The 24,702-nt window shown below is 57.4% G+C and carries 22 protein-coding genes; 11 read left to right on the top strand and 11 right to left on the bottom strand.

The genetic code is table 11. The annotated features are described in order from the left end of the window. The 9 genes from H8B14_RS15940 to H8B14_RS15900 form a co-directional block, all read left to right on the top strand. Positions 1-3,138 (top strand): HAMP domain-containing protein (locus H8B14_RS15940; protein WP_261990045.1); only part of this gene is annotated, 3,138 nt, incomplete at its 5' end. Positions 3,139-3,214: 76 nt separating this feature from the next. Next, positions 3,215-3,721: a chemotaxis protein CheW gene (locus H8B14_RS15935; RefSeq protein WP_187316647.1), complete on the top strand. Its 507-nt coding sequence runs from the start codon at positions 3,215-3,217 to the stop codon at positions 3,719-3,721. A gap of 79 nt (positions 3,722-3,800) precedes the next feature. Then, complete coding sequence (locus tag H8B14_RS15930; protein WP_187316646.1) at positions 3,801-4,172, top strand: response regulator; 372 nt, start codon at positions 3,801-3,803, stop codon at positions 4,170-4,172. Positions 4,173-4,249: 77 nt separating this feature from the next. After that, the gene (locus H8B14_RS15925; RefSeq protein ID WP_187316645.1) at positions 4,250-5,314 is read left to right on the top strand and encodes a chemotaxis protein CheB; all 1,065 of its coding nucleotides are present in this window, start codon (positions 4,250-4,252) and stop codon (positions 5,312-5,314) included. A gap of 3 nt (positions 5,315-5,317) precedes the next feature. Then, positions 5,318-6,949 (top strand): chemotaxis protein CheA, encoded by a 1,632-nt coding sequence (locus H8B14_RS15920; protein WP_187316644.1) that lies wholly within the window; start codon positions 5,318-5,320, stop codon positions 6,947-6,949. Between the two features lie 65 nt (positions 6,950-7,014). After that, the gene (locus H8B14_RS15915; RefSeq protein ID WP_261990044.1) at positions 7,015-7,647 is read left to right on the top strand and encodes a chemotaxis protein CheC; all 633 of its coding nucleotides are present in this window, start codon (positions 7,015-7,017) and stop codon (positions 7,645-7,647) included. Between the two features lie 105 nt (positions 7,648-7,752). After that, positions 7,753-8,847 (top strand): agmatinase family protein, encoded by a 1,095-nt coding sequence (locus H8B14_RS15910; protein WP_187316643.1) that lies wholly within the window; start codon positions 7,753-7,755, stop codon positions 8,845-8,847. A 121-nt stretch (positions 8,848-8,968) separates the two neighbouring features. Next, positions 8,969-9,307, top strand: coding sequence for a phage holin family protein (locus H8B14_RS15905; protein ID WP_222840619.1), 339 nt, complete (start codon positions 8,969-8,971; stop codon positions 9,305-9,307). An 88-nt stretch (positions 9,308-9,395) separates the two neighbouring features. Then, entirely contained in the window at positions 9,396-9,926 is a 531-nt protein-coding gene (locus H8B14_RS15900; RefSeq protein WP_187316642.1) for a GAF domain-containing protein, read from the top strand. An 83-nt stretch (positions 9,927-10,009) separates the two neighbouring features. Here the strand turns inward: H8B14_RS15900 and murA are convergent, their stop codons facing one another. The 3 genes from murA to H8B14_RS15885 form a co-directional block, all read right to left on the bottom strand. Continuing rightward, on the bottom strand, positions 10,010-11,314 hold the full coding sequence (gene murA / locus H8B14_RS15895) for a UDP-N-acetylglucosamine 1-carboxyvinyltransferase (protein ID WP_187316641.1): 1,305 nt from the start codon (positions 11,312-11,314) through the stop codon (positions 10,010-10,012). Between the two features lie 111 nt (positions 11,315-11,425). Then, a complete protein-coding gene (locus H8B14_RS15890) occupies positions 11,426-12,154 on the bottom strand; it encodes a DUF4290 domain-containing protein (protein ID WP_187316640.1) in 729 nt (242 codons plus the stop codon). Between the two features lie 126 nt (positions 12,155-12,280). After that, positions 12,281-14,545: an ATP-dependent helicase gene (locus H8B14_RS15885; protein WP_187316639.1), complete on the bottom strand. Its 2,265-nt coding sequence runs from the start codon at positions 14,543-14,545 to the stop codon at positions 12,281-12,283. Positions 14,546-14,919: 374 nt separating this feature from the next. On the opposite strand from H8B14_RS15885, the gene H8B14_RS15880 reads away from it, so the two are divergent. Next, complete coding sequence (locus tag H8B14_RS15880) at positions 14,920-16,068, top strand: glycosyltransferase family 4 protein (protein WP_187316638.1); 1,149 nt, start codon at positions 14,920-14,922, stop codon at positions 16,066-16,068. A gap of 120 nt (positions 16,069-16,188) precedes the next feature. After that, positions 16,189-16,764 carry a DUF3109 family protein gene (locus H8B14_RS15875; RefSeq protein ID WP_187316637.1) on the top strand — a complete coding sequence of 192 codons (576 nt, stop codon included), beginning with the start codon at positions 16,189-16,191 and terminating at the stop codon, positions 16,762-16,764. 68 nt (positions 16,765-16,832) lie between these two features. Here H8B14_RS15875 and H8B14_RS15870 read toward each other — a convergent pair whose 3' ends face one another. From H8B14_RS15870 to H8B14_RS15835, 8 genes are all read right to left on the bottom strand, one after another. Further along, complete coding sequence (locus H8B14_RS15870) at positions 16,833-18,632, bottom strand: alpha-amylase (protein ID WP_187316636.1); 1,800 nt, start codon at positions 18,630-18,632, stop codon at positions 16,833-16,835. Positions 18,633-18,929: 297 nt separating this feature from the next. Beyond that, positions 18,930-20,276 (bottom strand): acetyl-CoA carboxylase biotin carboxylase subunit, encoded by a 1,347-nt coding sequence (gene accC, locus H8B14_RS15865; protein WP_187316635.1) that lies wholly within the window; start codon positions 20,274-20,276, stop codon positions 18,930-18,932. Between the two features lie 118 nt (positions 20,277-20,394). After that, positions 20,395-20,883 carry an acetyl-CoA carboxylase biotin carboxyl carrier protein gene (gene accB, locus H8B14_RS15860; RefSeq protein ID WP_187316634.1) on the bottom strand — a complete coding sequence of 163 codons (489 nt, stop codon included), beginning with the start codon at positions 20,881-20,883 and terminating at the stop codon, positions 20,395-20,397. 22 nt (positions 20,884-20,905) lie between these two features. Next, a complete protein-coding gene (efp, locus tag H8B14_RS15855; RefSeq protein ID WP_187316633.1) occupies positions 20,906-21,469 on the bottom strand; it encodes an elongation factor P in 564 nt (187 codons plus the stop codon). Positions 21,470-21,670: 201 nt separating this feature from the next. Continuing rightward, positions 21,671-22,684, bottom strand: coding sequence for a beta-ketoacyl-ACP synthase III (locus H8B14_RS15850; RefSeq protein WP_187316632.1), 1,014 nt, complete (start codon positions 22,682-22,684; stop codon positions 21,671-21,673). Positions 22,685-22,741: 57 nt separating this feature from the next. Further along, entirely contained in the window at positions 22,742-23,683 is a 942-nt protein-coding gene (plsX, locus tag H8B14_RS15845) for a phosphate acyltransferase PlsX (protein ID WP_187316631.1), read from the bottom strand. Between the two features lie 124 nt (positions 23,684-23,807). After that, positions 23,808-24,035, bottom strand: a complete 228-nt coding sequence (gene rpmF, locus H8B14_RS15840) for a 50S ribosomal protein L32 (RefSeq protein ID WP_187316630.1) — start codon at positions 24,033-24,035, stop codon at positions 23,808-23,810. Positions 24,036-24,089: 54 nt separating this feature from the next. Continuing rightward, positions 24,090-24,632: a YceD family protein gene (locus tag H8B14_RS15835; RefSeq protein ID WP_187316629.1), complete on the bottom strand. Its 543-nt coding sequence runs from the start codon at positions 24,630-24,632 to the stop codon at positions 24,090-24,092. Between the last annotated feature and the right edge of the window lie 70 nt (positions 24,633-24,702).

Genomic DNA, 24,702 nt, shown 5'->3' with positions numbered 1-24,702 from the left:
ACCGACAACGTAAACAACATGGCCTCGAACCTGACTCTGCAGGTACGAGACATTGCCAACGTAGCCACGGCCGTAGCCAAGGGCGACTTGTCGCAGAAGATTACGGTCGATGTAAAGGGCGAGCTGCTGCAGTTGAAGCAGAACCTGAACCAGATGGTGGACTCGCTCAACCTGTTTGCCGGCGAAGTGACTCGCGTGGCACTGGAAGTAGGTACCGAAGGCAAGCTCGGCGGCCAGGCCGACGTGCCGAACGTAGCCGGCGTGTGGAAGGAGCTGACCGACAACGTAAACTATATGGCCTCGAACCTGACTCTGCAGGTACGAGACATTGCCAACGTGGCCACGGCCGTAGCCCGTGGTGACTTGAGCCAGAAAATGGCGGTAGATGTGAAAGGAGAAATCCTGGAGCTGAAGAACATCCTCAATCAGATGGTGGACTCGCTCAACATCTTCGGCGACGAAGTAACCCGCGTGGCCCGCGAAGTAGGCACCGAAGGCAAGCTCGGCGGCCAAGCCAGCGTACCGCGTGTATCGGGTACCTGGAAAGATTTGACCGACAACGTAAACTATATGGCCTCGAACCTGACTTCTCAGGTGCGGGACATTGCCAACGTAGCCAGCGCCGTAGCCAAAGGTGACCTCACCCAGAAGATGACCGTGGATGTAAAAGGCGAGATTCTCGACCTCAAGAACATCCTCAACCAGATGGTGGACTCGCTCAACATCTTCGCCGGCGAAGTAACCCGCGTGGCCCGCGAAGTAGGCACCGAAGGTATTCTGGGCGGCCAGGCGTCGGTGCCGAACGTGAGCGGCACTTGGAAAGACCTCACCGACAACGTAAACACCATGGCCTCGAACCTGACCTCTCAGGTGCGGGACATTGCCAACGTGGCTACGGCCGTAGCCAAAGGCGACTTGTCGCAGAAAGTGACAGTAAACGTCCGTGGGGAGTTGTTGCAGCTCAAGGAAAACATCAACCAGATGGTGGACTCGCTGAACACGTTCGGCGACGAAGTAACCCGCGTGGCCCGCGAAGTAGGCACCGAAGGCAAGCTCGGCGGCCAAGCTGACGTGCCGAACGTGCGCGGCACCTGGAAAGACCTGACCGACAACGTAAACTTCATGGCGGCCTCGCTCACCAGCCAGGTGCGCGACATTGCCAACGTAACCACCGCCGTAGCCCGCGGCGACCTAAGCCAGAAGGTGTCGGTAGATGTAAAAGGCGAGCTGCTCGACCTCAAGGACAACATCAACCGGATGGTGGACTCGCTCAACATATTCGCCGGCGAGGTAACCCGCGTAGCGCAGGAAGTAGGCACAGAGGGCAAACTCGGCGGCCAGGCCGACGTACCGAACGTGAGCGGCGTGTGGAAAGACCTCACCGACAACGTAAATACCATGGCCACCAACCTCACCACGCAGGTGCGGGGCATTGGCAAGGTAGTAACCGGCGTATCGCAGGGTGACCTGACCCAGAAGCTGACGCTGGAAGCCAAAGGCGAAGTGGCCGAGCTGGCCGACACCATCAACCGCATGGTGGACGACCTGAACCGCTTGGCGCAGGAAGTAAGCCGCGTGGCCAAAGTGGCCGGTGTAGAAGGCAAGCTGACCGAGCGCGCCACAGTAGGCGGTGTGTCGGGCTCGTGGAAGGAAATCGTGGATACGCTCAACGACCTGCTCGAATCCATTGCCTCGCCGGTACTGGAAGTGAGCCGCGTGGTGCGGGCCATTTCCGAAGGTGACCTGACGCAGCAAGTGGAAATTCAGACAGCCGGCGACATCAAGTCGATGGCCGACGCCTTGAACCTCGCCGTGGACAACCTCAACGATCTGCTGGCCGAAATCAACGAGTCGTCGCAGGTAGTAGGAACTTCCTCGGAAGAAATGGCGGCGAAAGGGCAGGAGATGAGCCGGGTGACAGTTGACGTGGCCCTGGCCATGCAGCAGATGGCCGAAGGCGCCCAGAATCAGGCTCTCAAGACCGATCAGGCCTTCAAGCTGATCGAAGAAATCATGCAGGCCACCAAAGAAACCGCTGGCAAAGCCGATGTCGGTATCAAAGCGGCTATCCTGGGTGAGCAAACCTCACAGCTCGGCCTCAAGACCGTGGCGGAAGTGGTAAAAAACATGGAGGAGATTTCGGCGGCAGCTGCCCAAACGGCCAAAACCATCGAAGTACTCTCGGCCCGCTCGCAGGACATCAGCAAGTCGCTGGGCGTAATAACTGATATTGCCTCGCAAACCAACCTGCTGGCCCTGAACGCTGCCATTGAGGCCGCCCGCGCCGGGGAAGCCGGCCGAGGTTTCGCGGTAGTAGCCGAAGAAATCCGCAAGCTGGCCGAAGGCTCCCGCCGCTCGGCCTCGGAAATCGGTACGCTGGTAGACGACGTGAAAAAGGATACTACCTCGGCCGCTACTGCTATCAGCACCATGGAAGGCCGGGTACTGAAAGGAAAAAATGCCACCTTCGAGGCCAGCTCGGCTTTTAAGAACATTGCCACCAGCTCGGGCGAAACCCTGCGCACCTCCCGCGACATCCTTACCGCCACCGAGATTCAGAAAACGTCGATTGGCGACGTGGTGAAGTACGTGGAAGAAGTGGTAGCCATTGCCGAACAGACGGCCTCGGGCACGCAGCAAGTGGCCGGCACTGCCAAGCAGCTCTCGTCAAGCATGCACGAGCTGACCGTTTCCAGCCAGCGCCTTACTGACATTGCCGACGACCTGCAACTGGGCTTGTCTAACTTCCAGCTGCTGGAGGAAATCGAGCCCGAGCCTGAGCCCGAACCAATCCGTCGCCGAACGCGCCGCGTGGCGCAACTCCCAGCCTCTGCCACGCCGGAACGCGACCGGGCTACGGCCCGCCGTGCCGACGCGGCCACAGATGCAGCGCACGCTCAGGCAGTGGCCAGCCGCCCGCTGACTACCACCCGTCGCGGCGACGCCCGGGCTACGGTGGCGGCGCCAGCCCCGGTGCGTACGCAAACTAATGCCGAGCAGGCAGAAGCACAGCGTAGCCGTAAGGCTACTAACCGCAAGATTGAAGCCGCCGTTACCGAACCTGCTGCCGGCAAAACTCAGGAGAATGCTGCTGCCGCAAAACCTACCCGGGTGCGCAGCAAAAAGCAAGCGAAATAGCCAGTTGAACTGTTAACTCCCGAAAGGGCTGACTTTCGCCAAGGAGGTCAGCCCAGAAGCGGAATATCATTGCCATATGGCCGAAGCTGAACAAGCCACTGATAAAAAGTCATCAAAGCTCGATACCATCATCCAGCTGATTGTTTTCCGACTCGGAAGCGAAGAGTATGGCTTGCGTATCGAGCAGGTAAAGGAGGTCACACTAACTCCCGAAATTGCGCGTATGCCCAAGACGCCGCCTTTTGTGAAGGGTATTGCCAACCTGCGCGGCGACATTATTGCCATCATCGACTTGGAACAGCGCTTTGGCTTGCGCAGCTACGAGGAAGAACTGCCAGCACTTTCCTACACGCTGGCTATTGAGGCCAAAGACTACACCATCGGGATTGTGGTGCGCGAAGTGCCTACGCCGTTGTCAATCCCGGCTTCCAGCATCGAAAAAGCCCCTGAATTCATTCAGGACATCAACATCAACGACAAGTACATTGAGGGAATTGTAAAGGCCGACGGCCGTATAATCATCGTGCTCGACATGATGAAGCTGCTTACGCCTACGGAAATTATGCAGCTGCAGGCACGCTAACATCTTTGCTGGCGCCTAGCCGTACAAAGCTCGGTTTTCCCCTTCAACCCTCATTCTCCCGCATTCTGAATTGCTTCTTATGAAAAACCGCATTCTCATCGTCGACGACTCTTTCTACATGCGCACGATGCTCAAGAACATGCTTACTGATGCTGGCTACGAAGTAGTAGGAGAGGCTGCCAACGGCCAGCAAGCACTTGAAATGGCGGCCGCCACCAAACCCGACCTTATCACGCTAGACGTAATCTTACCCGATAATACCGGACTGGATGTGCTTAAAGGTATCCGCCTGAACGACCCGGACGTGAAAGTGGTAATGTGCAGCGCGGTGGGGCAAGAGGTGATTGTAACGGAAGCACTGGAAAGTGGTGCTTCGGCTTATATCGTAAAGCCTTTCTCAGAGGAGAAGGTACTGGAAATTGTAAGCACTGCATTGCAGACTGCCGAATAATCTGATTACCGCCTTTTTTGATAGGGACCGGCAACGCACTGCTGTCGCCGGAAACCTATCTGCTTAGTTTCCTTTCCGTGCCCAATCGTTCTCTTTCCTTTTCCATTCTGCTAGGCAACCTGCCCACCGCGCTACGGCTGCGGCTGGCACGTCTGTTCCAGGGCCAGCCCGGCTGGCAGATAGTGGGTGGAGGAAGTACCTCAGATCTGCTAGCTTCCGCGCGTCGGTTGCGGCCGAGCCTGATTATTGTGGCACAGGACCAACTGCGGGATATTGAGCAGCTACGCCGATCGGCCAGCATTCCGGTGTTGCTGTTTGCTGAAACGGTTCCGTTGCCGGGCATGCTGCGTGAGGTGGCTGCGTGGGGAGTGTACAGCTATTTTCAACCCGACTCCAATCATCCGCTGTGGGCAGCTGATATATTGCACAAGGTGCGGCAGGCATTGCCAGCCCAACCACGCATTGCCGCGCTACCAACCGCTTCTGCATCTGTCCCCGGCATTGCTACCGGGCTGGTGGTGATTGGGGGCTCTACGGGAGGCACCTTAGCGGCGGAACAACTCGTACGGTCCTTGCCCGCTAATCTGACTTGCGCCGTATTGGTAGCAATCCATTTGCCGGCCGCTTTCCTGACTTCCTTTGTCAGCCGTTTGCGGCGGGCTACTACTTTACCGGTAATAGCTGGGCATGCAGGCATCATGTTGCAGCCCGGGCAGATTGTAGTGGCTCCTGGTGGCGTCAACAGTCTGGTCAGTGCTGCCAATAGCCCCTGGCGGGTTTGGAAGCTGGAGCTAACCAATGAAGCCGGCCCCTCCGGCGATGAGCCTTCCTTGGATCTGCTGATGCGGTCAGCAGCCTGTACGGTAGGCCGCAATGTGCTGGGGGTGGTGCTCACTGGCTTAGGACACGACGGTACCCTGGGTGCTCAGGCCATCCGGCAGTGTGGTGGCACGGTACTAGCGCAGGATGAAGCTTCATCCGCCATGTTCTCAATGCCCAAGTCAGTGATTCAGGCAGGATGGGCCAATGCTGTGCTGCCGCTACATGAGTTACCAACTGCCATCGGGCGGCACGCCGCTCTATTCCGGCAGGCTGTGGCCCCGGAACGGCAGCCCGCTCTTATTCCCGCTCGCGCTTTCTAGCTTATGAAATCACGCGAGCAGGAGTACCGGGAAATGTACATGGCTGAGGCCCTGGAGGCCTATGACGGCATGAGCCGCCATATCAGTGAATTAGAGCGCAACCCGCAGGATCAGCAGGCGCTCAACGAGCTATTCCGGCTCATGCACAACCTTAAGTCCAATTCACGGGCTATGGGGTTTGTGCAGATTGGGGAGGTGGCCCATAACATGGAAACCATCTTCGGCCTGATTCGCAGCAAGGAGCGGGAATTCAGTGGCAGTCTGGCTACGGTGCTCTTTACCGGTGTCGATGTGCTTAGCACCATGATCCGGGCGGTAGAGGATGAGTCGATTATGCCCGACAGCACGGCGCTGCTGGAAAACTTGGCCCGTCTGGTTGAAGGACAGGAACCCATTCTGGCCGAAGAAGATCTGGATGAGGAAGATGCCAACCGCAAGCTGGAACTGTCTGATCTGGTCTATATTCAGATTAAAAAGCTGGACCACCTGTTAAACCTGGTAGGGGAGCTGATCATTGACCGGGACCGAATTCTGACATTAAGCCAGGAAATCGGGCATCCGGCATTGCAAAGCACAGCCGCTCACCTGTTCCGTATCACCGACGAGCTACAGTACTCCGTAATGGATGCGCGGTTGGTGAACGTGGGCTCACTGCTGAACAAGTTTCCGCGCGTGGTGCGCGACGTGGCCACTACCGAACAAAAGCAGGTGGAGTTGACACTCAGCGGACAGGATATCCAGATTGACCGCAACATTCTGCAAATCATCACCGATGCGCTGCTGCACTTGGTGCGCAATGCCATTGGCCATGGCCTGGAAACGCCCGCTGACCGCGTAAAGGCCGGTAAGCCCGCACAGGGTAATCTGGTGCTCTCGGCGCAGACTGAGCGCGACGATGTGCTGATTCAGGTAGCAGATGATGGCCGTGGAATCGATGTAGAGAGCGTGCGGCGCAAGGCTATAGAACGTGGTTTAGTGAGCAAAGAAGCCGCCCGGCAGCTGGATGCCGATGCCGTGCGGGCATTCTTGTTCGAGCCAGGCTTCTCGATGGCGAAAGAGGTAACCGAGATTTCCGGCCGAGGTGTGGGCCTCGACGTCGTAAAGCTGGCTATTGATTCGCTGGGCGGGCAGCTGCGGGTAGATTCTGTGCTCGGAAAAGGTACCACGTTCACGCTGGTGCTGCCTACTTCTATTGCTGTAAAAGGCGCGCTGCTATTTCAACTGGATAACCGCAATTATGCTATTCCGCTCATGCACACCGACTCGGTTGTGTCGTTGATGCCGGAGGTGCTGAATGTGGTGGGTGGAGTGCTGATGGCGCAGGTACAGGGCGAAAACATTCCGGTTGTGAGTTTACGCCGTTTGCTGCACGCCAGCGACGGGCCGCTGCCCATGGCCTCGCGCACCGAGTTGGTGGGCCGCCAGGACATCATCATCATCGCCTACAATAACCGCAAACTGGGCCTGATCGTTGACCGGTTTCTGCGTCAGCAGAACATCGTTATCAAGCCCATGAGCAAACCCCTAGATACCATCGAACTGTTTGGCGGCGTTACGCTGCTCGGCAGTGGACAGGTGTGCCTGGTGCTGGACGTTCCAGCTTTAACTCGTCTGTTTCTAGCCCGACGAGTATGAAAATACGTAATGCTGATTCCGAAGCAGCCGCTCCTCGGTTTACTTTGGCCAACTGATTGAATCATATGGACTTGCACATGACAGAGATGGAGCGCGACGTTGTCCGCGAGATTCTGAACATAGGACTGGCCCGCGCAGCCGACTCGTTTGCGATAATAGCTCAGGAAAAGGTACTGCTGGAAGTTCCCAGCCTTGATCTGGTGTCTGGCGACGGTGTGCTGGAGATGGTGCGGGATATACAGAGAGTCAACGTGCCTATTCTGTCCGATATCCGGGGTGACTTCAATGGCACCACGCTGATGTTCTTCTCCGGCCAGCATATTCAGCGGCTTTCCAAGGTGTGCCTGCGCATGAACACCTCTGCCTCCATCAGTATTGATGAAATGCAGGAGTCGTTGCTGCTGGAAATCAGTAACATCATTACCGGAGCGCTGGTCACACAGCTGGCCAATATTCTAAAGGCCAAAATCTATGGGGCGCCGCCGTCGGCTCCGCACGGCGACATTGCTGAGTCGTTACATAATCTACTGGAAACCCATCCCTCAGTGCAGCCCATGATTTTCTCGGTTATCACCCAGTTTTCTGATAAAGACAACTCGGTGGAACTGCCGCTCATGCTGTTCTTCGACCGACCGACGTTCGAGAAAATTCTGGAAATCATTCGCACGTACGACTTCCTGGGCGGCACGCCCGCTTAGCGGCATTCCAAAATGTACTCTATAGCCACTCCGTAGGTAGCCGTCCGGCGGCCTTTACGGAGTGGTTTTTTATTTTTGACCATCTTTTCCTGTTTTCCTTGCCCTATGGCCCAGCCAACGTCAACCAGTCTTGAAAGAAAACTTGCCACTTTCGACCCCAATGCCCTCGGCGATTCGCAGGGTGGGGTATATGGCTTGCCCTTTACTGTAGAAGAAGCCCAGGTGGTGGTGGTGCCCGTACCGTGGGAAGTAACGGTATCGTACCGCGCCGGCACCGCCGAAGGCCCGGCTGCCATCCGCGACGCCTCGCTGCAGGTGGACCTCTACGATCCGGACCTGCCGGAGGCATGGCGCATGGGCCTGGCTATGGAAAATGACGATGAAAAGGTGGCAGCTGAAAGCCAGGAGCTGCGCCCGAAGGCCGAAGCCTATATCGGGTGGCTGGAAGAGGGCGAGCCGGAGTCCAGCCACGCCAAGTATTCCACGGCGCCAGCCCACATCAACCAACGCGGCGAAGCACTGCTACAGTACCTCAAGCAGAAAACTGGTGCTTACCTCGATGCCGGTAAAGGCGTGGTTCTATTGGGTGGCGACCATAGCACGCCACTGGGCTATCTGCACGCCCTGGCTGAGCGCCACGAAGAGTTTGGTATCCTGCAGATTGATGCGCACTGCGACCTGCGCCCGGCCTACGAGGGCTTCGAGTTTTCGCATGCCTCCATTATGTACAATGCGCTCAAGCTGCCTCAAGTGAAAAAGCTGGTGCAGGTTGGCATCCGCGACTTGTGCCAGCAGGAAGCTGAAATGGTGGAGCAGAGTAAAGGGCGCATCACTATGTTCCACAACCGGTTCCTGAGCGACGAGCGTTTTGCCAAGAAGTCGTGGAAGAAAGTATGCGGTAAAATCATTGCCCAGCTGCCTCAGAAAGTATACCTGAGCTTCGATATTGATGGCCTGGACCCCAAATTGTGCCCCGGCACTGGCACGCCTGTGCCCGGCGGCTTAGAATTTGAGGAAGCACTCTACCTAATTCGGACTGTCGTCCGCTCGGGCCGCACAATTATTGGCTGTGACCTGAACGAGGTGGCTCCCGGCGACACCGAGTGGAATGCCATTGTGGGTGCCCGCCTGCTCTACAGCATGGCCAACTGGATGGGCGTGTCGCAGGGGCGCCTGCAGGACCGGGGCGCTGACAAGTAATCGGGGATAGGAGAGTTGAAGAGCAAGAGGGAAGTATAGCGCTGAGCTTATCTTTTTTGAGGGCAGTGCGTACACCGACCAGATTTTCTCTCCTTTTTCCCTTTTTACCCCACACTTTCCTATGATAGGCTTCATTCTTAAGTTCCTGCTCACGGCCATCATCACCTATGTGCTGGCAAAGTTTCTACCCGGCTCGCACATCAATGGCTTCAGCGACGCCATTCTGCTGGTAGTCGTGCTGGCCGTGCTCAATGCTGTTCTCAAGCCAATTCTCAAGCTGTTGGGCTTCCCGATTACAGTGCTGACGTTGGGTTTGTTTCTGCTGGTTATCAATGCGGCCATTGTGATGATTGCCGATGCGCTGCTTCCGGGTTTTGCCGTCGACAATTTCCTGTACGCGCTGCTCTTCAGCATTGTGCTGTCCGTCGTGACGTCCATCGTGGATATGGTGGTAGACTAACGACTGCGCTGCCCTAACGTAGACAACCCCGGCTGCTTGTGCTGCCGGGGTTTTTTTATGCCATCCACTCTTTCCTCACCAGTCAGCTATGACCACTACCTTGCTTTCTGCTGTAGAGCAGGCATTGCATACAGCTTCGGACCCACAGGCAGGGCTCCTGCACGCACTGGAATTAGTTGGGACATTCCTAGATGCTGACCGGTGCTTCTTGTATGTGCGGGACCCCGCCGTAGGCCGGGGCCGAATTGCGCTGTGCTGGCGCCGCACCAACGATATTCCGAATCCTATTCACGATTGGCAGGACGATACCACGGAGCTGCCGCAACAAGATCCGCTGTTTCGGGCAGCGCTGTCGGTGCAGCCCTCCGTGTTTGTAGAGGACGTGGAAACGGCTCCTCCAACCGTACTTAACCGCGCTTTTGAACACGAAACATTTGGGCACCGCGCCCTGATTCACGCGCACATCACCGAGGAGGGCCAGTTGTGGGGCATCCTGCAGCCCTGCCTGTTTAGCACTCCGCGCCACTGGACAGCAGAGGAAAGGGCCGCCATTAAAATCATATTGCCGCTGCTGGTAGCGCCTGTCAAGGCGTATATGCAGACACAAAGCACCAGTTGAATCTAAAGAACCTCTAATACAATCGGCCCTGCCGCACCAGTGAAGCGCAGCAGGGCCGATTGTAGTTAAGGCACCCAACGGTATTACAGTCGGCGAATCTGGGCGCCGAGAGCCGTGAGGCGCTGGTCGATGTACTGGTAGCCGCGGTCAATCTGCTCGACATTCTCAATTACACTGCGCCCATCCGCCGAGAGGGCCGCAATCAGCAGCGCCACGCCCGCCCGGATATCGGGTGAGGTCATGGTGATGCCGCGCAGCTTCTGGCGCTGGTCCAGGCCGATAACCGTGGCGCGGTGCGGGTCGCAGAGAATCACCTGCGCGCCCATGTCAATCAGCTTGTCCACAAAGAACAGGCGCGACTCGAACATCTTCTGGTGAATCAGCACCGTGCCTTTGGCCTGCGTTGCCACTACCAGCACAATGCTGAGCAGGTCGGGCGTGAAACCAGGCCAGGTGTGGTCCGATACAGTCAGGATGGAGCCGTCGAGATAAGTGGCAATTTCGTAGTGTTCCTGCGCCGGAATATGAATATCGTCGCCACGGAATTCCAGCTTGATGCCCAGCTTGCGGAACGTGTCGGGAATGATGCCCAACTCGGGAATCTGGCAGTCCTTGATGGTGATTTCCGAGCCCGTCATGGCCGCCAGACCAATGAAGGAACCGATTTCAATCATGTCGGGGAGCATGCGGTGGTCGGTGCCGCCGAGGCTCTGCACGCCCTCAATCGTGAGCAGGTTGGAGCCGATGCCGTTGATGATAGCGCCCATGCGCACCAGCATCTTGCACAACTGCTGCAGATAGGGCTCACAGGCAGCATTGTAGATAGTGGTGGTCCCCTGAGCCAGTACGGCCGCCATGACAATATTGGCGGTGCCCGTCACGGAGGCCTCATCTAGCATCATGTAGGCACCATGCAAGCCATTTTCAGCTTTGATGCGGTAGAAATCGGTGCCCTCCAAGGTGAGCTTGCCGCCCAACTTCTCAAGGCCTAAAAAGTGCGTATCCATGGGGCGCCGGCCGATTTTGTCGCCGCCGGGCTTGGGCAACTGGCACTTGCCGAAACGGGCCAGCATGGGTCCCAGAATCATGACGGACCCGCGCAACGCGCCGGCCTGTGCCACAAACTCCGGCGTGTCCAAGTAGTCCAGGTTCACGGCATCGGCCTGAAACCGGTAGGTGTCGGAGGCCAGCTTGCCCACTTTCACGCCCATATCGCGCAGCAACTCAATCAACTTATTGACGTCGCGGATATCGGGGATGTTAGAAATCGTGACGGGCTCGGGTGTGAGCAACACCGCGCACAATATCTGCAGGGCTTCGTTTTTGGCGCCTTGTGGTACGATTTCGCCTTTTAGCGGATGGCCGCCGATTACTTCAAATGAAGCCATGTGTTAAGTAAGCTGCAAGCCGTAAGCTACAAGCTGCGAGCTGATGTAGGGTTGATAAAGAAATGAAGTAGCAAGCTGGCAAGTGGTAGCCTGCCGTTTGCCGCTTCGTGGTTACTGCGGAGGCTGTTGAGGTTCCTGGCGGCCTTTCTTGCCGCCCCGCCGCTGCTTGTCGCGGCGGTTGCCGTTGCCACCATTGCCCCCGCGGCGGCCTTCGCGCTCCTGGCGGGGCTGGGGTACAATAAATGGTACTGGGCGGCCACCACCGGCCGCACCAGCCGGAGCTGTGGCCATTTCAAACAAGCTCTGGGCCTCCACAATTGCTGGGTCGAGAGTGAGCTGGCCGCCAGACAGGTCCTTTAGGTGCTTGAGGATCGTGACGTCCTTTGCGTTTTCCTTGTTGTGCGAGCGGTACAGGAACTTCATCGTGCGGCCGATGGTGATGGTGGCCTGCTCGCGCTCCGTAGGGTCTGCCAGCGTCAGGGCCTTTTCCACCATCAGCTCCACGCCGCGGCCATAGGCGCGCAGCTTCAGGCTTTTCTCGGGGTAGGCGAGGGGTTTGGGATGCTGGTGCAGTTCCTTCAGCCCTTTCAACTGGAAAGGCGCGTCGATGTCCAGGTCTTCATCGGCCATCTCATAGAGGTGGTTCCAGACTTTTTCCTGCGAATTGGGCTGGTCGCGCAAACTAGGCTGCAGCCGGAAAATCAGTTGCACAATCTGCGTGGCGCGGCGCGTGCGCTCGGTTTTGTCTTCCACTTCGCGCAGGCCCTGAATGAGTTGGAAAGTGGTTTGGCCGTACTCGCGCTGAAGCAGCTCGTGTTTATGTAGGATAGGAAGAGGCATTCGAAGGGAATAAGCGCCAGCTTGGGTTGGCGGCAGTGCAAAAATAGGAAGTTGTTCCGCGCAAAGCGAAACAGCGGTGGGGGCTAGACAGCTAGGACAGGCTACTCCCGGCGCACCGAACAACAACTAGCTTAGCACGCGCAATTTCGCAAAACTCAACAATAACGTCTTCTCACCCACTTCGTCGAAGGTGATGATGGCTTTCGTGGAGCCCTGAACGGTTTCCAGCTTGGTTACTTGGCCGAATCCGAACTTGGGATGCTCGACGCGCTGGCCGGTCTGTAGGTTGCTGGTGTCGGAAGGTACGAAATCGGCCGGTGCCACGTACTTGGTGGCTGTGGTCTTACGCGGCGCCGGCGGAATCAGGTTGGAACGGCGCTCAAACACGTGCCCAAACGGCGACTCGCCCGGCCCGGCGCGGTCGGGCCCGGGGCCGGCCGAGTACTTAAAGTCCACGAACTTGGGGTCAATTTCGTCGAGGAAGCGGCTTTTCTCGCAGCTACGCAGGTTGCCCCACTGGTAGCGGGAGGTGGCGTAGCTGAGCGTGAGCTTTTTCTCGGCGCGGGTGATGGCTACGTAGAACAGGCGGCGTTCCTCCTCCAAATCGGCGCGGGAGGTAATCATCATCTGGCTCGGGAACAGGTTTTCCTCCATGCCCACAATGTAGACGTTACGGAATTCCAGGCCCTTAGCCGAGTGAATCGTCATCATGGTCACCTGCTCGCCCTCGGCCTGGGCATCTTTGGTGTCGGCGTCTGTCACGAGAGCAATGTCCTGCAGGAAAGCGCCCAGTGTCTTTTCGTCCCGCTCGGGGTCTTCCACGAAAGCCTTCACGCCATTCAGCAGTTCCTGGATGTTCTCGTAGCGGCTCAGGCCCTCGATGCTTTTATCCGCATACAGTTCCTCGATCATGCCGGAGTTTTTGGCAATGAACTTGGCGGCCTCGAAAGCGTCTTCCTTTGCTGCTATGGCCGTGTAGGCTTTAATTTTCTCGGCAAAGTCTACAATCGGGTTGGCGGCGCGGGCCGGCAGAAACTGGTCGGCGTTGGCCACCACTTCCCAGATGGTGTGGTTGCTTTCTTCGGCTGCGTTGATGAGCTTGGCAATGGTGGTGTCGCCGATACCGCGCTTGGGGTAGTTGATAACGCGGCGCAGCGCCTGCTCGTCGTTGGGGTTCACCGTGAGCCGCAGGTAGGCCACCAAGTCCTTGATTTCCTTGCGCTGGTAGAAGCTCAGGCCACCAACAATCTTGTACTTGATGTTGAGCTTGCGCAACGATTCCTCCATGGCCCGGCTCTGGGCGTTGGTGCGGTACAGGATGGCAAAATCGTCGTACGACAGATGCTGGTTCATCTTGTCCTCGTAGATGCTCTGAGCCACCAGCTTGCCTTCCTCGTTGTCGGAGGCAGCCTTCAGCACTTCAATCAGCGGGCCTTCCTCGTTGTCGGAAAAAACGTCTTTGCGCAGCTGGGCCTGGTTGTTTTTGATGACCGAGTTGGCCGCCCATACAATGTTCTTGGTAGAGCGGTAGTTCTGCTCCAGCTTGAACACCTGCAGCTCCGGGTAGTCCTTTTCAAAATTCAGAATATTCTGAATATCAGCGCCCCGGAAGGCATAGATGCTCTGGGCATCGTCGCCGACCACGCAGATGTTGCGCTCCTTGGCCGCCAGCTTGCGTGCAATCAGGTACTGCGAGTAGTTGGTGTCCTGGTACTCGTCCACCATCACGTAGCGGAACATATTCTGGTACTTGTTCAGCACGTCCGGGTGTTCCCGGAACAGCACGTTAGTCTGGTAGAGCAGGTCGTCGAAGTCCATGGCGCCGGCCTTGAAGCAACGGGCCGCGTATTGCTGGTAGATGGCACCCAGCTTGGGCCGCAGCGCCGCCTCGTCGTCCTGCCGGATGACGGGGTCGTTGACGTACTGCTGCACCGAAATCAGCTTGTTCTTGGCCGACGAAATGCGCCCCAGCACCATGTTGGGCTTGTAGAGCTTGTCATCGAGCTCCATTTCCTTGAGAATCTGGCCGATGAGGGTTTTGCTGTCCTGCGTGTCGTAGATGGTGAAGGAGCGCGGGTAGCCCATCTTATCGGCCTCGGAGCGCAGGATACGGGCGAAGATGCTGTGGAAGGTGCCCATCCACAGGTTTTTGGCGTTTGGGCCCACCACCTTCTCAATCCGGGCGCGCATTTCCTTGGCCGCCTTGTTAGTGAAAGTGAGGGCCAGTACATTAAACGGGTCGACGCCTTGCTCGAGCAGGTTGGCAATGCGGTAGGTGAGCACCCGGGTTTTGCCCGAGCCCGCACCGGCTATAATCATGCAGGGGCCTTCGATTTGCATCACGGCGGCCGCCTGCGAGGGGTTCAGTAACGAGTGATAATCGAGTCCCATGCGTGGTAAGTCAGAATCGGAAACTAAGCCGGTTGGCTTGTTAGCAAAGGTAGGGCTTTGAGGCGGGGGAAGGAAATGTAGGGCGGCCGGTTATAGCGCAGGTAGCGCGAACTTTTAGTTCGCGCCCCTGGATGCCAGGCAGTGAGCTGAGAGGCTCAGTGGCACAGTAGCGCGAACTTTGTAATTCGCGTCCCGGAACGACAGTTACTGCAACAGCGCGAGTAGCGCGAACTACAAAGTTTGCGCTACTCGCAGGCGGAGCAATGAGGTGGTGCCCGGGCTTCGCGCTACTCGTTTTTAGGTCGCGAGGCCGCCTCAGTGGGCGAAACCAAGTGGTTTCGGGCTGGTAGAAGGCCCGCCCGTATCTTCGCGCTATGAATCCTGCTACTGCGCCCACCGTATTTCCGCTGTCTATTCTCTGCCTTTCGGATAGCTGGGGCGGGCTGGAGCTGAATACGGCCCGGTTTGCCGGCTGGATGCAGCAGCGGGGCTGGCCAGTGCAGCTGATTACGCGCGCCGGTTCGCCGCTGGCACTACGAGCCCAGGAAATGAGCTTGCGGCTAGTGGCGCTTGAAAACCGCTGGAAAGCCCTCGACGTGGCCGCCGCCCGCCGGCTGGCGCTGGGTTGGGCGCAGTTCGGCACCCGCGCCGTCATTGTCACCCGCAATGCCGATTTGGGCGTGGCCGTACTCAGTAAGGGGCTGTTTCGTCCCGATATGCCATTGGTGTATCAGCAGCACATGCAGCTGGGCCTGAACAAGCGCGGGCTGGTACACACGTTGCGCTATAATGCCCTGGCGGCCTGGCTGTCTCCGCTGCCCAGCCTGGCCCGGCAGGTATTGGAAAAAACCCGGCTGGCTCCCGAAAAGCTGCATGTGGTGCCGCTGGGCGTAGAGCTGGATAAGTTCATGGATGAGCAGCTTACCACCCTCGAAGCCCGCCGCCAGCTGCGTTTGGAACTGCCCGCCGGGGTTGTGCTGCTCGGCCTCATCGGGCGGTTTGATGATGGCAAGGGCCAGGATTTTCTGGTGGAGGCGCTGGCGCAGCTGCGGCCCCGGTTTGCGCAGTTGCACCTGCTGCTGGTAGGGGAGCCCACCCGCAACGAAGGCACCAACTACTATGACACGCTGCTTCGCCGCATCCAAGAGCTGGGCCTGACCGACGTAGTGCACCTGCGCGGCTTCACGCCCCGACCCGAAGTGGCCTACCGTGCCCTCGACATTTCCGTGACGGCCTCTACCAACGAAACCTACGGCATGGTGACCATTGAGGCTATGGCGGCCGGCCGGCCGGTGGTAGGCGCGGCCACGGGCGGTACCCGGGAGTTGCTAGCCGACAACCGCACCGGTCTGCTGTTTGAGCTGCGCAATGTGGCTTCGTTTGCGGTGTGCGTAGAACGGCTGCTAACGCAACCCGGCCTGGCAGCGCGGCTGGGCGCGGCGGGTCAGGCCGAAGCCTTGGCCACGTACGCTCACACCCGCCAATGCGAGCTGACAGAACAAGTGCTGTGGCAACTGGGGTAAAAGCGGGTATCTTTGCATCTCCGATTTCCAGCCGCGGGCCCCGACGGTTCTACCGTTGATTGGGGCTTCCCTTTGACTCCGCTGCAGAATCGTCGGCATGTGCGGCGGAACCCCATTACCATGATTCAGATTCAGAATACCCTGATTTCCGACGACGTTCGGGATAATTTTTTCGTTTGTAACCTCGAAGCCTGCAAAGGTGCCTGCTGCGTGGAAGGCGACCTAGGCGCGCCGCTGGAAGAGGCCGAGCTGGCCATCCTGGAGCAGGAATACGCCGCCATCAAGCCCTTCCTCACCGAGGCCGGCCAGCAGGCCATCGAGGCGCAGGGCCTTTACATCAAAGACTGGGAGGGCGACTACAGCACCACCACCATCAACGACCGGGAGTGCGCCTACGCCCTCTACGATGAGCGGGGCATCCTCAAATGCGGCATCGAGCAGGCCTACCTGGCTGGGGCTACCTCGTTCAAAAAGCCCATTAGCTGCCACCTGTACCCCATCCGCATCACTAAGTATGATGGCTTCGAGGCCCTGAATTACGACCGGTGGAGCATTTGCTCCCCCGCCTGCAGCTTTGGCGCCAACCTGGGCGTGCGCGTCTATCAGTTCCTAAAGGAGCCGCTGATTCGTAAGTACGGCGCGGACTGGTACGGGGAGCTGGTGTACGAAATTGAACACGGCAACCCAGCCGAGTAAGGCTTCCGGAAAAGAAGAAGGCCGGCTACTTAGCCGGCCTTCTTCTTTTTTAGGTCATCGAAACCAGTTTACTGCCAGGTTTCGGTGCGCGTCTGAGTGGTGCCGGTAGGCGTGAAGGTGCGGTTAGAGCCGCCTTCGTAGAGTACGTTGCCGGCCGCATCCTTGCGGATGTATTTGTACTGCACGCTGGTGCCGCTAGTCAGGTTGATGGTGCCTTTCCACACCGGATAGCTAGCGCCGCTGAGCTTGATGGCGTTGGCCGTGTTCCAGGCGCCGAGCTGGGCGGTGCTGCCCAGCACATACACATCCTGCCCCGAGACGGTGCCGCTGTACGTCACATTAAACGAAACGGCCGTGGTAGTGGTGGAGGGAGGCGTCGTGACGGTGCCGCTTGGTACCCACACCGAGTAGCTGCGGGCATTCACTGGGAAGTTGCCCGCGCCGTTGGCATCGGTGGTCACAGTGCTGGTGTTGTTACCGGTTTTGTCGGTCAGCGTGGCGCTCTTGAAGGGCGTGGTGATGGTCTTGGTGCGGGCCGAGCCACCATCGTTAAGCAGCAGGAGCAGGCCTTTGTGTGAGGTGTCGCCAGCGCGGGAGTAGGCGTACACGTCGGCGTCGTTTACGCTGGTGTACTCGGCCGCGGCACCGTAGGCGTTGGCCTGGCGAATGCCGTTCAGGGTTTTGATCTGGTTTCCGAGGCCGTAGTTATAGTAGTCCTTGTAGAACACGCAGGGGTAGCCGTTGGCGCGGGTCAGGATATAGGCGTAGGCCAGCATCTTGAGGTTGGTAACGGGCGAGTACAGAGCGCCAGGGTGGTCGGTGTCGTGGTTATCCACGAAGCTCACCGACAGCGTTGGGTTCGACTCGGTGAAGCCCGCAAACTGCAGCCCGCGCATATCCCAGCTGCCGTTGCCGTTGCTCATATCCTGGAAGGTGTAGTGCAGCGGTACGTCGAAGAGACTAGTGCGGCCCCCGGTTGCGGCAGCGTAGTTTTTCAGGTCCTGCAGGTTGCGGAACCAGGCCTCACTCACGGCAAAGCGGCCGTTGGTTTTCACCGCATCCAGCCACTGGTTTACGTAGGGCGTGTAAATGTGCTTGGTCGCGTCGAGGCGGTAGCCGTCAAGGCTCATCTTGGTGGTAATCCAGTTACCCCAGTTGATGGTTTCGGTCTGGTTGGCCGCGTTGTTGTTGTACTGGATTTCCGAGCCCAGCAGGTTGTCGTAGGCGTCGTTGTTGGCGTAGGGCTGGAAGTCCCAGCTTTTCCACTGGTACCAGCCGTTGTTGGGGGCCTGCTGCGTACCGGTGAAGTTGTTGAAGCCCCACTTGTAGCTGCTGTGGGTGTTGCCGCGGCCGGGGAAGTTGAACTTGGTGTACACCAGGTTGCCATTCACGTTTTCCTGCGCGTCGGCCCAGGCCATGTGGTTCATCACGATGTCCTCGTACACTTGCAAGCCCTGGCCCTTCATCGCCCCAATAGCAGTCTGCAGCTGTCCGATGGTGCCATAGCGCGTGGCTACAGTGCCTTTCTGGTTGAATTCGCCTAGGTCGTAGCGGTCATACACGCCGTAGCCCACGTCACTCTGGCTGCCGCCCTTGTACGCTGGGGGCAGCCACAGGGCCGTAATACCAGCAGCCTTAAGTTCGGCGGCCTTAGAGCCCAGCACCTGCCACCAGGTACCCTGCGTATTGCTGATGGGCACATCCCAATAGAAGGCCTGCATCATCACGCCATTGGTAACCACAGCATCCTGCGTAGTCGGCACGGCGCTTGGGGCTGCTATGGGCTGTACGGCATCTTTGGTACAGGCTTGCGCAAGCAGTCCTGCGGCAGCCAGCCCCCAGAGGGCCAGCGCGTTCATTTTTCTCATAAAAGTGGGAGTTGGTTGTGGTAAGAAAGAACGAAGCAATACTACCAGATTTATAAAAATTATTCAATTGAAGCTCAGTGATTTTGCGTGCATAATTTGGGCTAATATTCTAAATATGCTGTTCTAAGGCAGGCAAGCCATGCTGCATTGATTTGCGTACTTTGTGGCATGCTTGTAATAATACTATATTGATCAAGGCTAGTGCTGTGTTGCCTTATCTGAGGATTGTAGTACACAAAAACGCCCGGCTTGCAAAGCAAACCGGGCGTTGGAATAAAACTGAAAAGCTGGTTGAACCTACAGCTCCGAGAAGTCAAACGACGTTTCCAAAAACTTCGTGGTGAAGTTACCGGCCTTGAAGTCGGCGTTGTCCATCAGCTTCAAGTGGAACGGAATCGTGGTTTTTACGCCTTCCACCACAAACTCGCTGAGGGCGCGCTTCATCTTCACGATGCACTCCTCGCGGGTCTGGGCCACGGTGATGAGCTTGGCAATCATCGAGTCGTAGTTCGACGGAATCTGGTAGCCGGCATACACGTGCGTGTCTACACGCACCCCGTGGCCGCCGGGGATGTGCAGCGTCGTGATTTTGCCGGGGGAAGGGCGGAAATCTTTAGTTGGGTCTTCAGCGTTGATGCGGCACTCCATGGCGTGCATGCGTGGGTAGTAGTTCTGGCCCGAAATCGGGATACCCGCTGCCACCTTAATTTGCTCCTTGATAAGGTCGTAGTTGATGATTTCCTCTGTCACGGGATGCTCCACCTGAATTCGGGTGTTCATCTCCATGAAGTAGAAGTCACGGTTGGCATCTACCAGGAACTCAATCGTGCCCACGCCTTCGTAGCCGATAGCTGATGCGCCGGCAACAGCCGCCGCGCCCATCTTCTCGCGCAGCTCGTCGGTCATGAACGGCGAGGGAGCTTCCTCTACCAGTTTCTGGTGGCGGCGCTGAATGCTGCAGTCGCGCTCCGAGAGGTGGCATACGTGCCCAAACTGGTCACCACAGATCTGGATTTCGATGTGGCGGGGCTCCACCACAAACTTTTCTAGGTACATACCATCGTTGCCGAAGGCCGCCTTCGACTCGGTGCGGGCGTCGTTCCAGGCTTTCTCGAACTCGTCTTCGGTGTTGATGATGCGCATGCCGCGCCCACCGCCACCGGCCGTAGCCTTCAGGATCACCGGATACTTGATTTTGGCGGCAATCTTCTTTCCCTGCTCTACTGACTCTAGCAAGCCCACCGAGCCCGGAATGCAGGGCACCCCAGCCTTGATCATCGTGGCTTTGGCCGAAGCCTTGTCGCCCATCTGGTTGATCATCTCGGGCGAGGCGCCGATGAACTTGATGCCGTTTTCGTGGCACACGCGCGAGAATTCGGCGTTTTCACTCAGAAAACCATAGCCTGGGTGAATGGCGTCGGCGTTGGTGATTTCAGCGGCGGCAATCAGCGTCGGGATGCTCAGGTAGCTCTGCGACGAAGCCGGCGGCCCGATACACACGGCCTCATCGGCAAAGCGCACGTGCAGGCTTTCCTTGTCGGCGGTAGAGTATACGGCCACCGTTTTGATGCCCATTTCCTTACAGGTGCGGATAATGCGCAACGCAATTTCGCCCCGGTTGGCAATCAGTATTTTCTTAAACATGGGTCTTAGGTTCTTAGGGACTTGGGGTCTTGGAAAAGAAAAAGAGTCTTGTGGCCTGAGCATCAGTTTCCGGAGAAACCAAAACCCCAAGTCCCCAAGACCCTAAGACCCCAACCAATTACATCGGCTCAATCAAGAACAGCGGCTGGTCGTACTCCACCGGCGAGGCGTTTTCCACCAGGGCTTTCACCACGCGGCCACTCTGCTCGGCTTCAATTTCGTTGAAGAGCTTCATGGCTTCGATGATGCAAATCACCTGGCCTTTCTCTACCAAGTCGCCTACCTGAATGAAGGCGGGCGATTCTGGGCCGCTGCTGCGGTAGAACGTGCCAATCATCGGGGATTTTAGCGGTACCAGGTTGGCACCTTCGGCCGGGGCCGGGGCAGCAGCTACTGGGGCGGGGGCGGCGGCCACGGGGGCTGCTGCCACTGGGGCGGGGGCAGCGGCGGGTGCTGCCTGCGGCGCCGGAGTGGCTACGCTCATCACCTGGCGGGTGTTGGGCTCGCGCTGAACCGAGATTTTAAATTCCTCGGTTTCAATATTGACTTTGTTGAGGCCCGACTTGGCAATGAAGTCGATGAGTTCCTGGAGTTCTTTGGCTTTCATGGAGGAAGGCTTGAGGGGCTGCTTACTTGACTCTTTCGACATAGGAGTAGTCACTGGTCTTGATGCGGATCTTGGTATCGGTATCAATGAACAGCGGCACCTGAATGCGGGCGCCCGTTTCCACGATAGCCGGCTTGAGTGTGTTGGTGGCGGTGTCGCCTTTCAGGCCGGGCTCGGTGTACGTCACTACTAGTTCCACGGTGGTAGGCAGCTCGGCGGTGAGGGGCTGCTCGGTTTCGGCATGGAACAGGATGGTGGCTACCTGGCCTTCCTTCATCAAATCAGCAAAGGGCACCATAGCTTCCGGCAATACCACCTGCTCAAACGACTCGTTGTCCATGAACGTGTAGCCGTAGTCATCTTTGTACAGGTACTGGTGGGGGCGCTGCTCTACGCGGGCCGTTTCCACTTTCACGCCGGCATTGAACGTATTGTCGAGCATTTTGCCGGTTTTGATGTTGCGAAGCTTGGTGCGCACGAAGGCCGGGCCTTTGCCGGGTTTCACGTGCTGGAATTCGGTGATGACGTGCAACTCGCCGTTGTAGTTCAGAACGAGCCCGTTGCGAAAGTCTGCAGTGGTAGCCATGAGTGGGAATTAGGAATTAAGAATTAAAAGCCAAGAATTGAGCATTATCAATCGACCAGAAAGCTGCCGGAGAGCTGTGAGCCAATTATTAATTCTTAATTCTCAATTTTTAATTGAAAAAAGAAGTGCCGTCCCGGGGTAATGGTGGGGCGGCACGACGGGAGTACAAGTATAGAGGTTTTCCGTTTTTGCGCCGCTATGCTAGGTGGTTTGCGGATCGGGTTTTGGGTCGTAAGCCCACTTCAGGTAAACGGAGCCCCATGTGAACCCTCCACCAAAAGCAGCTAGCACTAGATTGTCTCCCCGGCGCAGTTGGGGCTCGTAGTCGGCTAGGCAGAGGGGAATCGTGCCGTTGGTGGTATTGCCGTACCGCTGAATGTTAAGCATCACCTTCTCCGGGCCCACACCCATGCGGTTGGCGGTAGCATCAATGATGCGCTTATTGGCCTGGTGCGGCACCAGCCACGCCACATCGTCGTGGGTGAGATGGTTGCGCTCCATTACCTGAGCAGCTACGTTGGCCATATTGGTCACAGCAAACTTGAAAACTGTAGCGCCTTCCTGATACACGAAATGCTCACGGTTAGCCACGGTTTCAGAAGACGGCGGACGGCGGCTGCCCCCGGCTTTTTGGTGCAGGTACTGCTCGCCAGTGCCATCCGAGCGCAAAACCTGGTCCAGGACGCCGTAGCCGTCAGTGTTTGGTTCCAGCAGCACGGCCCCGGCTCCATCCCCGAAAATGATGCAATTAGCGCGGTCTGTGTAGTCGATGATGGACGACATCTTATCGGCTCCTACCACCACCACCTTTTTGTAGGTGCCAGTCTGGATATACTGGGCACCGGTAGCCAGCGCAAACAAAAAGCCTGAGCAAGCTGCCTGCATATCAAAGCTGAATGCTTTGGTGGTACCGACGGCAGCCGAGATGATGTTGGCGGTAGCCGGAAATACCAGATCGGGAGTGGTGGTCGAGCAGATCAGCAAATCAATATCCTCGGCCTTGGTACCGGTTTTTTTCAGCAGTTGCTGCACTGCCTGAATGGCCATCACCGAAGTACCCTGATTGTCACCTTTCAGAATGCGCCGCTCCTTGATGCCCGTGCGGCTGGTTATCCATTCGTCGGTGGTATCTACCAGCTTCTCGAGCTCATGATTGGTAAGCACATAATCGGGCACATAAGAGCCCACTCCGGTAATTGCAGCGGTAATTTTCATTGAAGAAAGGTCGGGAAGCGCGGCAAGAAAAAATCCGGCCGGAGCCGGATTTAGTCGCTAAGACTTGAACGTGTTTTTTATCTGGTCGGCAATGCCGGAATGCGCCATTTGGTAGCCCTGCAGCAGCATGTTACAAATAGCCAGCGGCGTGCTGACCCCGTGCCCAATGATGGCGTTGTCATTGATGCCTAGAATAGGAGAGCCGCCGACTGCTTCGTAGTTGAACTTGTCGAAAAACGGATCCTGCATCTTCTTATCAGCCATGATGTCGTAAATGGACTCGGCCATTTTTAGCATCACATTGCCGGTATACCCATCGCAGACAATTACATCCGCTTTATCATTGAACAGGTCGCGGCCTTCAATATTGCCAATGAAGTGCAGATGCGGATTTACTTTCAGCAGTTGATGTGCTGCCTGCGTGATGGAAGTGCCTTTGCCTTCCTCTTCACCCAGGTTCATTAAGCCCACTTTAGGCTTGTCTATGCCAAGCACATAATGGGCATACAGGGAGCCCAGTTCGCCAAACTGCTCCAGCATCTCGGGCTTGCACTCGGCGTTAGCTCCCACATCCAGCAGAATACCCAGGCCACCGTGTAGCTTGGGTACAAAGTTGGCAATAGCCGGGCGCATCACGCCGGGTACGGGCTTCACGCTGAACATGGCTCCTACCAGCATAGCGCCGGTGTTGCCAGCCGAGCAAAACGCCTCAATCTGGCCCTCGTGCAACATGCGGTAGCCCACAGCAATGCTGGAGTCCTGCTTTTGCTGGTAAGCTTTAGCCGGGTGTTCGCCCATCTCGATAATCTGAGAGGCGGGTACCAACTCCAGCTCAGCCGCCGCCGCCCCATGCTTTTCCAGTAATGGGCGCACAGCATCTTCCTGGCCGATTAGCACAATCCGGGCTTTGCCAGCCAGTTGTTGCGCAGCCAGCACAGCACCGTCAACAGCTGCCTGGGGCGCAAAATCGCCCCCCATGGCGTCCAGGGCTATCTTCATGTACGGAGTATCAAAGAGGAGTCTGGGAGAGAAGCCTGCAGCCAACTCCGAGGCTCCGGCCTGCACCTAAACGGTGAAGCCGGAGCCATTGGCAGGAGTGTCGGCAGGAAATGCAGTGACGCGACTATTCTTCGTCGTTGTCGGAGGCGGCAGCCGGAGCCGTTACCGGAGCGTAATCCTTGATGGCCACTTTGCCGTGCAAGTACAGGTCGCCGTCCACTACATAGGCCTTGTGGCGCAGGTGCAGGTCGCCGGTGGTAGCGCACAGCGTTACGGCTTTCGGGGTCAGTTTATCGTGGGAGCGACGTTTGTTGCGTTTTGCGGACGAGGTCCGCCGTTTAGGATGAGCCATGGTACAGTTAAAAAAAGAAAAGTTGAAATCAGGAAAAGGGAGCTAAGCCGAAGCCTAGTTGAGGTTTTTCAGCGCATTCCAGCGCGGGTCAATATCGTCGTCGCCTTCGTCATCCCCGTCGTTGTCGCCGTCTTGGCGAGTGGTGAAGATAAGCTTGGTGGCGGAGTCGGGGTCTTCGTCGGGCTCATTCTGGAAGCGCGGGTGCAGCTTCTTCATGGGCAGGGCCAGCCCGATGTAGTCGAACAGGTGCTGGGCCAGCGGGAGCACCTGCGTATCGGCCGTAATCTGCAGCACGTTGTCGTCGAGTTCCAGCTCCCGGTCGCCGTAGCGCACCAGAAGCTGCTCTTGCGTGTCGATTTCCTGATCGTAATCATCAAGGCTCCGGTCGCAGATCTGGCGCACAGTGCCTTTGATGTCGAAATCGAGCGTCAGCAGGCGGTCGGTTTTGTGCAGCGTCACGTCGGCGTGCAGCTTGCCATCGGGAATGAGCTGCTGGTCGAACTGCTCGAAAAAGGCGCGGTCCAGCTCGAACGCAAAGTGGTGCGTTTTGTCGGCCAGCTTGGCAATATTCAGATCGTATTGCGAGTCCTTCTTCACGATTTAGTAAGTAGCAGGGGGCAAAAGTAACAAGTTTCCCCCGTTTTGTAAAAGCTGGTTGAAAGCAGAT

The sequence above is a fragment of the Hymenobacter puniceus genome (assembly GCF_014333525.1).
GTDB lineage: Bacteria > Bacteroidota > Bacteroidia > Cytophagales > Hymenobacteraceae > Hymenobacter.
This window is presented reverse-complemented; position numbering and strand designations above follow the sequence as displayed.